Below are 13,732 nucleotides of genomic sequence, written 5' to 3'. Positions count from 1 at the left end.
ATCGGCGGAGGTGCGATCGTCCTGCTGGCGCTTTTGCAGGCGGCGACGGGGCTTGCCGGTCAGATCGGCAGCGCCATCCGCAACCGCCGGATGGACGAGCGCCGCCTTGCCGCTTTCAAGCGCCAGACGGATATCCTGATCAGCCGGGCGGAGACCGACCGCGTGCGCACCCAGCTCACCTGGGCGGGAAAGCACAAGTTCCGCATTGTCGAGCGGCGGGTTGAGAACGAGGCGGGCGATATCCTCCCTCTGTCTCGAGCCCCATCACGGCGGCGCGCTGCCGCCCTTCCTGCCCGGCCAGTTCCTCACGTTCGAGCTGCAGATCCCCGATCGGCCGCAGCCTGTCGTGCGCTGTTATTCGCTGTCGGACACGCCGACAGTGCGCGATCGCTATCGCGTCACCATCAAGCGGCTCGATCCGCCGCCCGGCAAAGAGGATACGCCCGGAGAGCTTTCCTCCTGCTATTTCCGCGACGTTTTGAAGGTCGGCGACGTTCTCGACGTACAAGCCCCCAATGGCGGTTTTCATCTCGACATCCAGTCCGAGCGACCGGTGGTGCTGATCGCCGGGGGCGTCGAAGTGACGCCAGTTCTTTCCATGTTGAAATGGTTGGCGACGAACGAAACCCACCGCGAAGTCTGGTTCTTTTATGCGGTGCGCAGCGGCCGCGATATCGCGCTGAGGGCGGAGATCAACAGGATCATCGCCGGCAACAGCCATTTTCATTCGGTGACGCTGTTCAGCGCGCCGACGCCGGAATGCGAAGCAGCCCGGGCCTTCGACCGAAAGGGCAAGCTGTCGCTCGACGTGCTGAAGGAGACGCTCGGCTCCTCCAACTACGAATTCTATGTCTGCGGACCGCCGCCGATGATGGAGGCGATCACGACCGCGCTGGAAGACTGGGGCGTGCCGGAGGAGGACATCCGGTTCGAGGAGTTCGGCCCGACCTCGGTGAAAACCGTGACGCACGGCGAACCGGCCGCAGGCGCGCGTTCCGGTGTCAGCGTGCGGTTTGCGCGTTCGGGCAAGACGCTGACCTGGAACGAGGCGGACGGCACGCTGCTGGAACTGGCGGATGCGAACGGCGTCCGCGTCAATGCCGGATGCCGGGCGGGTAATTGCGGCACCTGCACCACGGCCTTGAGAGAAGGCCGGGTGAGCTACGTCACCAAACCAGCCGAAGGCACCGCACTTTTGTGCATCGCCTGTCCCGAGGGAGATCTGGTTCTGGATGCCTGACGCGCGAGGGGATCGATTGCGCCGGGCGGACCCGAAGAGGTGGGGAATTGAAATGAGAAACTTGAGCTTTTTGCGCGGCCAGGCCGATTGGCTCGCTGCTCTGGTTTTTGCTGTTGCGGCACTTTGCTTCAGCGCCGGGCTCGTGCGTGCCGAAGACCCGGCGCTCGTCGTAGGGCCGAACGAATGCGCGGAGTGCCACAAGAAGGAAGCTGCCATCTGACAGAAGACCCACCACTTCACCACCTTCCGCGATCTTCCGCGCTCCAAGGAGGCCGAAGAGATCGCCACCAAGATGGGCATTCGCCGGTTGAAGGCCGACAGCGCGTGCCTGGGGTGTCATTTCACCGAAAAGCTTGAGGGCGGCAAGCCGGAGGCGATCGCCGGGATTTCGTGCGAGTCCTGTCACGGCTCGGCGAAGAACTGATACAAGCTTCATTCCGGCTTTTCCGGCAAGAAGGAAGGGCAGGAAACGGCCGAGGAGGAGAAGGTTAGCTGGGAGAAGGCGGAGGCCGCGAGCATGATCCGCCCCTCGATGACCTACACGCTCGCCAAGAACTGTTTCTCCTGCCATCTGGCACCGAACGAAAAGCTCGTCAACGTGGGCGGACACGCGGCGGGAAGCGCGTTCGAACTCGTCGCCTGGTCGCAGGGCGAGGTGCGCCACAACACCTGGTACAACAAGGGCGCCTCCAATCCCGCAGCCTCCACCGAACGCCAGCGCATGCTGTTCATCATCGGGCGTATCGCGGAGCTTGAGACCGCGCTGATCGGCGTCTCAAAGGCGACGCAGAAGGCCGATTACGCGGTGAAGATGGGGCCAAGCGCGCGGACCGGGCGCGCAAGATCATGGCGCAGCTCGCCAAGCTCCTGCCGGAAGCGCCGGAGCTTCTGGAAATCACCAAGATCGGATTGGCGCCGGGCCTCAAGCTCAACAACGAGGTGGAACTGAGCGAGGCGGTGGGCAAGATTCCCGTGCTCGGCCTGAAATTCGCCAATGCCTATGACGGCTCGAAATTCGCGGCGGTCGACAAGTACCTGCCTACCCCCGACAAGTACAAGGGCACGGCGTCGAACTGATCGGTGCCGGTAGTGGCCATGACTCCCCCCTCCTCCGCACCCTTAACCTCCCCGGCTCCCGACACCCGCAACAGGCGTTGGAACGAACCTTTCGGTGAGGCCGCGCTCGAAGCAGAGACGGTGGCGCGCATTCTCGAGCTGCCCGCCTTTGCCCATGTGAGCGCGCGCGATTTTCCCGCCTGGCTGCCGTTAGAGGCGATCATCGCCAATGACGGCCGGTTGCGACGGTTCAAGCGCGGACAAACGATCATCCGCAAGGGCGATTACGGCAATTCGCTGTTCGTCATTTTGGAGGGCTCGATCGTCGGTCTGGCGGCCGCGCCGAAGAACACGCGGGCTGCGCGGCCGCGTCGACGTCCCTCTTGGCTGCGTGCCTTGCGTCTCCTGAGCGAACGCCGAAAGCCGCCGGAATATCGCCCGCCGCGCTGCACCCGCGCAGGCTATCAGTACGCCCCTTACCACGGCCACGATCCACGCACGGTGGAGGATATTGACGCTTTGGAGGCGGAGGGCTCAAGCTTCCGTCTGGATGCGCCGCAGATGTTCGGCGAGTTGGCAGCGCTGACCCGCAGCCCAAGGAGCGCCAGCGTCTTCGTGGCTGAGGACGAGACGCTTCTATTCGAGCTGCGTTGGCAGGGCCTGCGGGAAATCCACGACTGGTCGCCAGTCTTCCGCCAGCAGATCGACGGTCTTTACCACGAACGCGGGCTTGTCACCCGGTTGCAGGAATACCCGCTCTTCGACCATCTCGATACGGCCGCGCTCGACGAGATCGCCGCTCATTCCCTGTTCGAGACCTACAGCAATTTCGATTGGACCCAACGCTTCAAGCGCGCCCGCGCCACGCACGGGGCCGATTCCGGCGGGATCATCGACGAGGAACCGCAGATCTGCGCCCAAGGCAATCATGTCGACGGCCTGCTGCTGATCAACAGCGGCTTTGCGCGGGTTTCCGAACGGGTGGATCACGGCGCACGCACGGTACGCCACCTGTCGCGCAACGACACGTTCGGGCTGGAGGGGATCGCCGCGGCACAAGAGGAGCGCGGGCCAGAACATCGCGCCAGCCTTCACGCCATCGGCTATGTCGACATCATCCGCATACCCACCCATCTGGTCAGGCGGCTGGTTCTGCCGAACCTGCCCGGCCGGTTGCTGAAACCGGAAACCCTACCTGCGCTATCGGCCGAAACCGAAACCATGCGCCAGGGCATGATGGATTTCTTCGTCGATCACCGCTTCATCAACGGCGAGAACGCCATGGTGATCAATATCGACCGCTGTTTCGGTTGCGACGATTTCGTACGCGCCTGTGCGACCGCGCACCACAACAATCCGCGTTTCGTGCGCCACGGCTACACGTTCGAGAATGCGATGGTCGTCAATGCCTGCATGCATTGCACCGATCCGATCTGCCTGATCGGCTACCCGACAGGCGCCATAGACGGCACCGTCGTCATCCAGGACCGGATCTGCATCGGCTGCGCGACCTGCGCCAATTACTGCCCTTACAACAACATCCGCATGATCGATATCCGTGATCGGGACGGTGAGCGGATCGCAGATTGGGAGGGCCAGACGATCGCGCGGGCGACCAAGTGCGATCTGTGTTTCGATCAGCTCACCGGCCCGGCCTGCGCCCAGGCCTGCCCACACGATGCGCTGACACGGATCAACATCCGCGACACCAAATTCTTGATGAAGTGGCTGGCATGAGCGGATTGTTCAACAGGCGGGTGGGCATCGGGCTGGCGCTGGCGGCCATCGTCTTCGCCGTGTTCTGGTTTCTCGACCGGGGCTGGGACATTGCCCTTCGCGACCCGCAATATTTCAACGGCTGGGTGCTGACGGGCTCCATCGCCGGGCTGATGCTGCTGACACTCAGAAAACGCGTCATACTGCTGCCGCTCGGCCGGGTGCACGGCTGGATATGCTGCACACCTACCTGGGGCTCGCCTGTTTCAGCGCCTTTCTCGTCCACACCGGCTACGGGCTGTCCGATGCGCCGATGGAATGGCTGTTGTGGACGCTGTTCATGCTGGTGGCGGCAAGCGGATGCGTGGGGGCGCTTCTCGGCAAGCCCATACCGTTGCACCTTGAGGAGCACGGCGAACGGATCATCTTCGAGCGCATTCCGGTCTTCCGGCGACAACTGGCGGAAGAGGCGGGAGCGATCGCGCTCGATTCCGTTCGCGACGGGAACACCGTCTCCATCGTTGAGCTTTATGCCGACCGGCTCGCCGCCTATTTCGCGTGCCCGCGCAACATCGCCGCGCATCTCCTTTCCTCCAACCTGCCCGCCTCCCACATGCTGGGCGAGCTTTCCTCCATCGAGCGTTATCTCGATGAGGACGGCAAAGCGCGGCTGATACGGCTTCGCGAGCTTGTCGAGGCCAAGGACAATCTCGATTTCCAGTACGCGAATGGCGAACTGCTGAAGCTCTGGCTGTTCCTGCATATTCCGGCAAGCTGGGCAATGCTGCTGGTGATCGTCGCACATATCGTCATCGCCTATGCCTTTTCCTCGGGGGTGGCGTGACATGCGGCTCCTGCAGAAATTCGGCTTTCGCGAGAGCCGCTACCAGCGCCCGCAGGAAAGGTGGGTCTGCGGCCATCTTGGCGAAGGTCATCCCTGCACGCTCGGCCCCGATGCGCATGGCCTCTGCCGGGCCTCAGGCGTCTGCCGTCCCCACATGGAGGACGGCCGCTGGAACTGCCGCCGCTCACAACAGGACGGAGATCCCTGCGAACACGGTCCGTTGCCGGACGACACCTGCGCGATCCGCATTGAACCGTGCCGCCCACAGCTTTCCTTGCGCGCCAGACGCGGCCGCATCGCGCGCTGGGCGGCGGCGCTGGCCGTCGGGCTGGTCGTGGTATTCATCGGCGGCGGGCACGCCAGCCAATGGCTGATGCCCGGGCCGCTTTCCGACCCGCATGCGAGCCAGAGCGAGTGTGCGAGCTGTCATGCGGGGGGCTTGGGCCGGGAGCGTTCGGTTTCCTGCACAGTTTCGTGGCCGAAACCGGGCCACAAGCGAATTCGAAGCTCTGCCTCACCTGTCACGATGTGGACTCCGATCCGTTCACGCCACACACGCAACCGGTCGCGCAACTTGCCCGGCTCACGGAAGCCGCAAGGGCCGACGACGGCATCGGTGAAAGCTGGATCCATCGCCCTTTGGTTTGCGACGCCCTCCCCAACAGAGGCGACGGGGCAGCCGGAAATCTTCTGCGCGACCTGTCACGCGGACCATCAGGGCGCGGATCACGACCTCACCACGATTTCCGATGTACGCTGCCAGTCGTGCCATGTGAAGCAGTTCACGTCCTTTTCCGGCTCGCATCCGCCCTTCGACGGCTATCCGTTCAACCGGCGCACGCGCATCATCTTTGGCCACGAATCCCACATCTCGAAGCATTTCCCCGATGTGACGGCCAGGGACGGGGCATCCGGCGCACCGGAGTCCTGCGCAAGCTGCCACGAGTCGGGACCCGACCGCCGCTACATGGAAACGCGCTCCTACGAGGTAATGTGCCAGAGCTGCCATGACGGCGACATTCTCGGCACGACGCGGGCGGCCGGCCCGAAGGGTATCGATTTTCTTGCCGTTCCGAGGCTCGATCTGCTGACGCTTGAAGAACGCGGGATCGATATCGGCAGCTGGCCCCGTCAATCAGATGCCGGGATCACGCCCTTCCTACTGCTTCTTCTCTCAAGCGGACAGGCAGCATGGACCCGACGGCGGGGGTGGCCGATCTTGATCTTCTCGACCTGCGCACCGCGAGCGAGGACGACATGGAGTGCGTCGCGGCGTTTGCCAGGGCCGTCAAGGCGCTGTTTGCGCGGCTGGAGGACCGGCAGCTTTCCGACACGATGGCGCTCAGCGACACGACGAGCGAGGCCGCGCCGATGGGACATGAGGAAATGGCCCGTCTTTCCGGCGTGATCGCGCATAACGTCATCCGCAGCGCCAATCGCGACTGATTCCCGGATCTCCGTGACGACCTTGCCCACCACGCCATGGACGAGCCGACAAAGGGGTTCATTCCGCCAGCCCCCGAGGAGCCCTCCCCTTCCGCTCCGGAGAAGGCCGCGGAAGAAGCCCCGCAAGACGACATTCTGTCTGGCGACGGAGCGGAGATATCCATTCTCGATGCTCCCGCCGACGCCGGAATTCTCAATGAAGGCGGCGGCGATATTCTCGGCGGAGATGACGCAAACATTCCGGGCGGAGAACCCGGGGCCGATATTCTCTCCACTCCGACTTCCGACGAGAACGAGACCACAGAGGCGACACCGCAGTACAAGACCGAACCGTTCAATCCGGAAGCCTGGGCAGAATTCGGCGGCTGGTATCGGCAGGATTTCACGATCCGCTATCGTCCGACGGGGCACGCCGACCGTTTTCTGCGCACCTGGCTCGATTATTTGGGACACGCCTTCGCCACACCGCAGGAAACATTGCTGGCTCCCATTTTCAACGAGCTCTCGCCCGACAGAGCGGTGGGCCGATGCACCCGATGTCACAGCATCGATGACGATAACGGCGCGCGTCATCTGAAATGGCACGGATTTTCCAGCGACCGGGTGCGGGGACGGTTCACGGTCTTCTCGCACGAACCGCATCTCTCCGCCGTCGGTGACAAGGGGCTGCCTTGCCTGTCATGCACTGGCACCCGGCGGCAGCGGAGAATTCACCGAAACCTATGAGGCGTTCGATCCCAAGGTCTTTGTGTGCATCTTCAAGCCGTCGACAAAACGCTTTGCGCCACCTGTCACACGCCGGAGGGCGCGGGGCAGTCCTGCACGCTCTGCCATGCCTATCATGCAAGCGAGATCGAACGGCCGATGATCGAGACGAAGCTGCCGTGACGCGCGGGATGGTGGTTGTGGCCCATCCTTCGAGATGCGCTCTTGCGAGCGCTCCTCAGGATGACGTTACCGTGTGGGGCGCGCTTCTTCTGAGATAAGAACACGATAACGTCATCCTGAGCGTTCGGCGTGTAAATGGTGTTGCATTACTCCAGCCACATTTCTTTCGTCATTGCCGGCTCCGACCGGCAATCCATGCCGTGATCCTTCATCTCGGTAACATTTTGATATTGTGGGATAATCCAACCACATTCCATGGCGCTAAATCACGGAATAGATCCCGGCTCGGGGCCGGGATGACGAATGGAGAGTATTGCGGATGAACCGATATTGTTTTCGTGCTGGACACTCAGGAAGCGCGCGAGCGCCGTCTCGAAGGATGGGCACCCGCAACGCCTTCCCCTCCCCGCCTATTCGAACAGCCGGGCGAAGCGTGCTGCGGCGTAGTTCTCTTTCAGCGCGACGACCTTGCGGTAGTCGGCCTGGGCTGCCTTCTCCCGTCCCAATTTCCTCAGCACGAGCGCGCGGCGGAGATAGGCCTTGGCCAGATCCGGTTGCAGCGCGATGACACGGTCGAGATCCGCGCGCGCGGCCTCCAGCTTGCCGATCTTCACCCGCGAGGCCGCCCGGTTGTAGAGCGCAAGTACATCATCTGGAGCGATCTTCAGCACGCGCGAATAATCCGCGATCGCCTCGATATCCTGCCCAAGCCGCGCCCTGGCATAGCCGCGGTTGAACAACGCGGTCACATAGCCCGGCTTCAGGCGGATCGCCGCGTCGTAATCCGCAATCGCCTCCGCATAGCGGCCGAGCTTGCGCCGGACGTAACCCCGGTTGTTGTAAACATTGGCGTAATCGGACTTCAGCCGGATCGCGGCGTCATAGTCGGCAAGCGCATGCTCATAGTCCCCCATCCGGCGATAGGCAATGCCGCGATTGTTGTAGGCGTGCGGGAAATCCGACTTCAGCCGGATGGCGACCGAATAGCAATCGATCGCCTCGGCAAACGACCCCCTTGGCCGTCAGCGCCAAACCGCGATTGAAGTAGGTGTTGGCGAAGGCCTTCTTCAGCGACGCCTTCAGGACGGGAAATTCCACGCAGGCCTCACCAAACGGGCGCGCGGCATCGAGTTTGAAGTCGATGACCTTGTGGCGCTCCTCCTTCCATGCACGCGCCGACACTCCGGTGATGGAGGCAACGTAGTCCCGCGTCTCGAAAGGCAAGCCGGACCGTCCCGCCAGATAGGCCTCGACCCGGCGCTCCCCGGCATTATAGGCCGCCGCCAGCCCCAGATTGCCGAACGCCCGCGCCAGGTGTCCCAGCAACGTGGCGGAGGCCGCAATCGCCTCCATCGGCTCAAACGAATTGCTCAAGCCCCAGCGCGCCGCCGTTTCCGGCATGAACTGGGCGATCCCTTCCGCCCCCTTTGGGCTGATGGCGTGGGGGGCGAATCAGCTTTCCTTCCAGATGAGCTTGGCGAGAAAGGCCGGCGGCAGATAGTTTGCGCGGACCTGACGCTCGATCTGGGAACAGATGCGGGATGCAAAGGCAGAGGTTTCACCGTTATCGACGGACAAACACAGATCTTCGACTTGCGGGAAGGAAACGGACTTGGGCAACGGCGCGATCCGCACCTCGTCGAGCACCGCCGTCTCGGGTTTTGCAGCCGCGGCATCGAGGGTACGAAACGCATCCGGATCCTGTGCCCGGCCCTCAGGAGCAAGGCCCGTCAATCCGAGTGCGAGCACGAGCGCGGTCGCGAAATGCCCTTGTCACGCCGCCTTCACCCGCCGATGCCTCCACATAAGACGCAAGGAACACCAGTTGCGGCGAAGCTTAGAAAAGGGGGCCGATCCATTCGATCGCAACAAGGTCACAGCCGATTGAAAACGCAAGGTGTGTGGACAGGAGAAGAAACGGCGGACAAAGAAAGAGATTCGATGGTAGCCGCCTCCGGGCCGTCCCCTCGGAGACGCTGTCACGGTTGACAGAACCGCTACCCGGAATGGATACCCCGTCTTTCCCATCATCTCCCAAATACAACCCGGCCCCTGCGCTCAGGCGCCGAAGATGGGGGAGAACCAGCTCGTCGTGAGTTCGGTGGAAGGTGCGTGCTTCCCGAATCACAGCCGCCGTCTCCTGCCCTGTCGGGGTGCGGGAGCGCGTTGCCAACGCATTCGTCAATGTCACCCTGCTATGTCGATCCGATTTTCTCGGATCGGGAAAAATAACATATAAAAAGAACCAAGGCGCATGAACTTTGCTCTCATTAAGCAAAATGCAAAAGCATCGCCCGTCAAAAGCAATGCTCGGAGCGTACCAAATTTTACGTAGCGTTACTACGACAAAGCGGCGGGAATGAAATCATGGGGGGAACCGGGGCGGATCTTCGAGGCCGAGAACTGGGCCCATCCGCGTCTCAGCTGACATGGGGCAGATAGAGCAGGCTGTCGAAGACGGCGCTAAAATGGCAGGCGGCCCCGGCCAGAACGAAGACGTGCCAGATCGCCTTGGAAAAGCGCAGCTACTCCCAGGCATAGAAGACCACGCCGAAGGAATAGAGCCCGCCGCCGATCCCGATGAGCCACAATGTGGAGACGGGCAGCGCCGCGCTGAGGGTCGGGTAGACGACCACCCCGCACCAGCCGAGCGCCAGATAGTTGACGACGGCGATCCGGTTGGACCGGCCGGGCAACGCCAACTTGAGTATGATCCCGACCACGGCAAGCTCCCAGACGGTCACCGTCAGAGCGATGGTCAGCGCGCCGGTCGGCATCTGTGCGAGAAAGGGCGTGTAGGTCGCCGCGATGAACAGAAAGATCGCGGAATGGTCGAAGCGGCGCAAGATCCATTTCGCCCGCGAGACCGGCCAGATGTTATAGAGCGAGGAGGCCGTCAGCGCCGCGATCAGCCCGACGACATAGATGCAGACGGCTGCCAGTTCGGCAACGCCGAAGGCATGAACCAGCAACACCGCAGCACCGCCTGCCGCCAGCGCCAGACCGATGAAATGCACCACAGCATCGGCGATGCGTCCCAGCCGATCCTCATGCCAGGAGACAATATGCGCCCAATCATACGTCATTTTCCCGCTCCGAATTCCGCCTGTTACCCTCGCGGTTCCCGTTGATGAGAATAGTGGAGAGCCACGACATTTCCGTTAAGAACGAAGCCTTGCAATCAAGGCTTGCGCCGGGATGGCGCTCGGCATTTATATAATATCGCATATAAATTCGACACCTTCGCGTCGTCGGCGATGACCTCGCGGAGAAAGAACAGGCCGCATCAAGGGTTCCGACCGCACGATCGCATCCCCATTCCAGCCTCATTTATGGGGACACGCCGTTAGGGCGAAACAAAGATGTAACATAGCGAAGGCGTAACAGGTTCGCTCTCCTTCTGCCCGCGCCTGCGGAAACCATCAGAACACCCAATGACCAGTTCTCCGATCACCGTTTTCGACGGCCATAACACCACTCTTTTGCGGCTCGAACTCGATACGGAGACGGACAAGGAGCGCTCTCTCTTCGAGCGCAGCGCCAACAGGCATATCGATCTGCCGCGCGCCAATGCGGAATGATTTGCAGGCGGGTTCTTCGCGATGTTCGTGCCTTCGCAGATAACCTCGAGCGAAAAGTACCGGCCGAACGACCCGGCCAATTTCGACCGCCTCAGCCAGTCGTCCGCCCTCGACATGACACATCGCCTGATCACCCGGGCAAAGGCGATCGAGGCGGAGCGGCCGAACGCGGTGTCGATCTGCCGCTCAAGCGCCGAGATCCGCGAAGCAATGGCGGCCGGACGCATCGCCATGCTGCTGCATATCGAGGGCGCGGAGGCGATCGACAGCGAATTCAAGGCGTTGGAAGAGCTCTACGCGGAAGGCCTGCGTTCGCTCGGCATCGTCTGGAGCCGAGCCAATATCTTCGGCGAAGGCGCGCCCATGTGCTGCCCCTCTTCGCCCGATACGGGACCGGAACTGACGGACGCCGGCAAAGAGTTGGTGCGCGCCTGCAAGAAGCTGGGCGTACTGGTCGATCTCTAGCATCTCAACGAAAAGGGCTTCTGGGATGCGGCGAGCATGGCAACGAAACCGCTTATCGCCACCCACTCCAACGCCCATGCCGTGTGCCCCTCCGCACGCAATCTCACCGACCGCCAGCTTGAGGCCATCGCGGAAACCGGTGGCGTGGTCGGGCTCAATTTCCATGTGGCGTTTCTGCGCGACGACGGCGCCTTCAATCCGGATACGCCGCTGGAGACGATGGTGCGCCATGTCGATCATCTGGTGGAAAAGCTCGGGCCGGAGGACGTCGCCATCGGCCCCGATTTCGACGGCTGCATGGTGCCGAACGAAATCCGCCCCCTTCGTGAGATAAGGGGCATAGTTGGCGAATGTCGGGGTGCCGCGGCGCAGCGTCTCCGGGATCCAGGCCGGGCGGCGGAGAAAGTCGGCCACATTGGCAAAAGACGGCCTCAACGGCAGTGAAAAGCCGTTGCGCATATCGCGGTAGCGACACCCCGGCAACGGCACGTCGACCGTCAGAGCGACGACCTTGATCCCGACGTGCCGAGCGCTCGCCAGCATGTCGAGGGCGATCTTGTCGCTGTCGGACACATAAAGCTGAGACCAGGCATCGGGGGCGACCTTGACAATATCCTCGATGCTGGTGGAGGCCGCGGTGGAGAGTTATGTAGGGGATGCTGGTTTCCTGCGCCATGCGGGCCAGGATCGTGTCCGTGTGCGGCCAGATCACGTTGGCAAAGCCGATCGGCGCGATACCGAGGGGACCTGAGCGCCTGCGGTCGAACAGATCCACCGCCTGCGTGCGCACGGAGACGTCCCGCAAGGTGCGCGGCTGGAGCTTCAGGCGCGCCAGAGCCGTCTCGTTCTCTTCAACCGCCAACCCCTTCTCCGCCGCCGCCGTCCAGAAAATCGAACGCCATGCGCGGAACGCGACGTCGCGCGCGCAGGTGCAGATCGGCAATGGTGTGTATGCGATCCAGCCCCATTCGTTTCCAGTCTGCCACAAGACGGCAGCAGCCCCCGCTTGTTCTTGTCGATGCGCCGATGCGCTTCGGCCCGCAGATCTCGAATCGTCGCGCGCCCCGCGATCATGCCCCTTCCCGCCACGCGCTGCGAGCCACGAGCCGGGAGCCACGCGGGACGATCGTTCCCCTTGCTGGGGGGATGCTCCAATGCGTATTTCATATTTTGCAATATTACGCAGAGACTATTTCGGCAGATAAGAAATTATTCCCAACACAACGATATATTTCTCCTATTTCACAAACTTTTTTTAAATATTAAATCATTTAAAACACGAATTACAAAACAAATAAATTGACGTGGTATTGCTCGAATGCAAGAGTACTTCTCGTATTCGGCACTCGGAGGAAACGGTCACTTCACGCCATCGTCGCGGAGGGGAGTGCAAAATCGCCGCTTACAACTGATTATTCTGGGAGGAAAACATGAAATTCCGTATACTCATTGCGATGGCTGCAGCCGTCGGCATGGCGTTCGGCGTCGCGGGCAGCGCAAGCGTTGCAGACGTGACGCTGAAACTGCATCATCTGCTCGGCCCGAAATCGCCGGCTCACGCGAAGATGCTCGTGCCGTGGGCCGAGCGCATGGAGGCATGCGTCGGGCAGCAAGATCAAGATCGACACCTATCCCTCCATGTCGCTGGGCGGCAAGCCGCCGCGGCTCGTGGGTCAGGTGCGCAATGGCGTGGTGGACATCATCTGGACCGTGCTCGGCTACACCACCGGTCAGTTCCCGCGCTCAGAAGTGTTCGAGCTGCCCTTCATCCACACCAACAACCTGGTCGCCACCAATCTCGCCATGCGCGAGATGCTTGAGAACGGCATGCTGGCCGAGGAATTCAAGGACATGCACGTAATCACGCTGCACGTCCATGCAGGTCAGGCGTTCCATATGGTGGATACGCCGGTCAGAACGCCGGACGATCTGAAGGGCAAGAAGATGCGCATCCCCTCGCGCACCGGCGCCTGGATCTTGGAAGCGCTGGGGGCGAACCCCGTCGGCATGCCGTTTCCGGATCTTCCCCAGGCCCTTTCCAGGGAGGTGGTCGACAGGACTCTGATCCCCTTCGAAATCGTCCGTCCGCTCAAGATCCAGGAACTCACCAAGTACCAGACCGAAGGTCAGGGCTGCATCCGTTTCGGCACCACGACCTTTGTCATCGCCATGAACAAGGCGAAATACGAGTCCCTGCCCGACGCTCTGAAGAAGACCATCGACGACAATTCCGGTGTGGAATTCACCAGGGAAGTCGGACGGATCTGGACGCAGTCGGAAGTCGGCTGCGAAGAGACTCTGAAGGAAGCCGGCAACGAGGTGATCGAGCTTTCGCCCGAGGAAATTGCGGCTTTCAAGAAAAAGCTGGAACCGGTGGTCGAACACTGGATCGCGGATGTGGAGAGCAAGGGCATCGACGGGCGCAAGCTGGTTGAGACCGCGCGCGCCACGATCACCAAATACGCCGACGAAGAATAACGATGCAAAAAGAAAAAC

General features: G+C 61.9%; 17 protein-coding genes and 2 pseudogenes. 13 read left to right on the top strand and 6 right to left on the bottom strand.

All coding sequences use genetic code 11. From position 1 onward, the window contains the following. The first annotated feature begins 205 nt into the window (after positions 1-205). The 7 genes from QNJ43_RS16945 (at position 206) to QNJ43_RS16915 (ending at position 4,856) form a co-directional block, all read left to right on the top strand. On the top strand, positions 206-1,240 hold the full coding sequence (locus QNJ43_RS16945; RefSeq protein ID WP_300471759.1) for a 2Fe-2S iron-sulfur cluster-binding protein: 1,035 nt from the start codon (positions 206-208) through the stop codon (positions 1,238-1,240). A 61-nt stretch (positions 1,241-1,301) separates the two neighbouring features. Next, complete coding sequence (locus tag QNJ43_RS16940; RefSeq protein WP_300471758.1) at positions 1,302-1,460, top strand: hypothetical protein; 159 nt, start codon at positions 1,302-1,304, stop codon at positions 1,458-1,460. 60 nt (positions 1,461-1,520) lie between these two features. Beyond that, positions 1,521-1,664: a multiheme c-type cytochrome gene (locus tag QNJ43_RS16935; protein ID WP_300471900.1), complete on the top strand. Its 144-nt coding sequence runs from the start codon at positions 1,521-1,523 to the stop codon at positions 1,662-1,664. A 93-nt stretch (positions 1,665-1,757) separates the two neighbouring features. Beyond that, on the top strand, positions 1,758-2,189 hold the full coding sequence (locus QNJ43_RS16930) for a hypothetical protein (RefSeq protein ID WP_300471757.1): 432 nt from the start codon (positions 1,758-1,760) through the stop codon (positions 2,187-2,189). Continuing rightward, positions 2,180-2,317 carry a hypothetical protein gene (locus tag QNJ43_RS16925; protein WP_300471756.1) on the top strand — a complete coding sequence of 46 codons (138 nt, stop codon included), beginning with the start codon at positions 2,180-2,182 and terminating at the stop codon, positions 2,315-2,317. Before QNJ43_RS16930 ends, QNJ43_RS16925 begins: the two co-directional genes overlap by 10 nt. Positions 2,318-2,335: 18 nt before the next feature. Continuing rightward, a complete protein-coding gene (locus QNJ43_RS16920; RefSeq protein WP_300471755.1) occupies positions 2,336-4,033 on the top strand; it encodes a cyclic nucleotide-binding domain-containing protein in 1,698 nt (565 codons plus the stop codon). Positions 4,034-4,247: 214 nt separating this feature from the next. Further along, the gene (locus tag QNJ43_RS16915) at positions 4,248-4,856 is read left to right on the top strand and encodes a hypothetical protein (protein ID WP_300471754.1); all 609 of its coding nucleotides are present in this window, start codon (positions 4,248-4,250) and stop codon (positions 4,854-4,856) included. Positions 4,857-5,040: 184 nt separating this feature from the next. On the opposite strand, the gene QNJ43_RS16910 is transcribed toward QNJ43_RS16915, so the two are convergent. Next, complete coding sequence (locus QNJ43_RS16910) at positions 5,041-5,214, bottom strand: hypothetical protein (protein ID WP_300471753.1); 174 nt, start codon at positions 5,212-5,214, stop codon at positions 5,041-5,043. An 833-nt stretch (positions 5,215-6,047) separates the two neighbouring features. Between QNJ43_RS16910 and QNJ43_RS16905 the strand changes: the two genes are divergently transcribed. From QNJ43_RS16905 to QNJ43_RS16895, 3 genes are read left to right on the top strand one after another with little or no spacing between them, the layout of a single operon-like run. Further along, complete coding sequence (locus tag QNJ43_RS16905) at positions 6,048-6,302, top strand: hypothetical protein (protein ID WP_300471752.1); 255 nt, start codon at positions 6,048-6,050, stop codon at positions 6,300-6,302. Between the two features lie 36 nt (positions 6,303-6,338). Further along, positions 6,339-7,028, top strand: a complete 690-nt coding sequence (locus QNJ43_RS16900) for a hypothetical protein (RefSeq protein WP_300471751.1) — start codon at positions 6,339-6,341, stop codon at positions 7,026-7,028. Positions 7,029-7,052: 24 nt separating this feature from the next. Then, a complete protein-coding gene (locus QNJ43_RS16895; RefSeq protein ID WP_300471750.1) occupies positions 7,053-7,190 on the top strand; it encodes a hypothetical protein in 138 nt (45 codons plus the stop codon). 410 nt (positions 7,191-7,600) lie between these two features. Here the strand turns inward: QNJ43_RS16895 and QNJ43_RS16890 are convergent, their stop codons facing one another. From QNJ43_RS16890 to QNJ43_RS16875, 4 genes and pseudogenes are all read right to left on the bottom strand, one after another. Further along, complete coding sequence (locus QNJ43_RS16890) at positions 7,601-8,158, bottom strand: tetratricopeptide repeat protein (RefSeq protein WP_300471899.1); 558 nt, start codon at positions 8,156-8,158, stop codon at positions 7,601-7,603. After that, positions 8,091-8,630, bottom strand: a pseudogene (locus QNJ43_RS16885) (lytic transglycosylase domain-containing protein); the annotation flags it as partial. The pseudogene QNJ43_RS16885 and the gene QNJ43_RS16890, both read right to left, overlap by 68 nt. A gap of 12 nt (positions 8,631-8,642) precedes the next feature. Then, complete coding sequence (locus QNJ43_RS16880; protein WP_300471749.1) at positions 8,643-8,939, bottom strand: hypothetical protein; 297 nt, start codon at positions 8,937-8,939, stop codon at positions 8,643-8,645. Positions 8,940-9,715: 776 nt separating this feature from the next. Then, the gene (locus tag QNJ43_RS16875) at positions 9,716-10,276 is read right to left on the bottom strand and encodes a hemolysin III family protein (protein WP_346433022.1); all 561 of its coding nucleotides are present in this window, start codon (positions 10,274-10,276) and stop codon (positions 9,716-9,718) included. A gap of 348 nt (positions 10,277-10,624) precedes the next feature. Between QNJ43_RS16875 and QNJ43_RS16870 the strand changes: the two genes are divergently transcribed. Both QNJ43_RS16870 and QNJ43_RS16865 read left to right on the top strand, forming a co-directional pair. Next, positions 10,625-10,771, top strand: a complete 147-nt coding sequence (locus QNJ43_RS16870) for a hypothetical protein (protein WP_300471748.1) — start codon at positions 10,625-10,627, stop codon at positions 10,769-10,771. Positions 10,772-10,789: 18 nt separating this feature from the next. Then, a pseudogene (locus QNJ43_RS16865) lies at positions 10,790-11,680 on the top strand (membrane dipeptidase); the annotation flags it as partial. Between the two features lie 968 nt (positions 11,681-12,648). Here the strand turns inward: QNJ43_RS16865 and QNJ43_RS16860 are convergent. Further along, a complete protein-coding gene (locus tag QNJ43_RS16860; protein ID WP_300471747.1) occupies positions 12,649-12,864 on the bottom strand; it encodes a hypothetical protein in 216 nt (71 codons plus the stop codon). 10 nt (positions 12,865-12,874) lie between these two features. On the opposite strand from QNJ43_RS16860, the gene QNJ43_RS16855 reads away from it, so the two are divergent. Then, positions 12,875-13,714: a TRAP transporter substrate-binding protein gene (locus QNJ43_RS16855; RefSeq protein WP_300471746.1), complete on the top strand. Its 840-nt coding sequence runs from the start codon at positions 12,875-12,877 to the stop codon at positions 13,712-13,714. Positions 13,715-13,732 lie beyond the last annotated feature (18 nt).

This window comes from Breoghania sp., assembly GCF_030066895.1.
Lineage (GTDB): Bacteria > Pseudomonadota > Alphaproteobacteria > Rhizobiales > Stappiaceae > Breoghania.
This window is presented reverse-complemented; position numbering and strand designations above follow the sequence as displayed.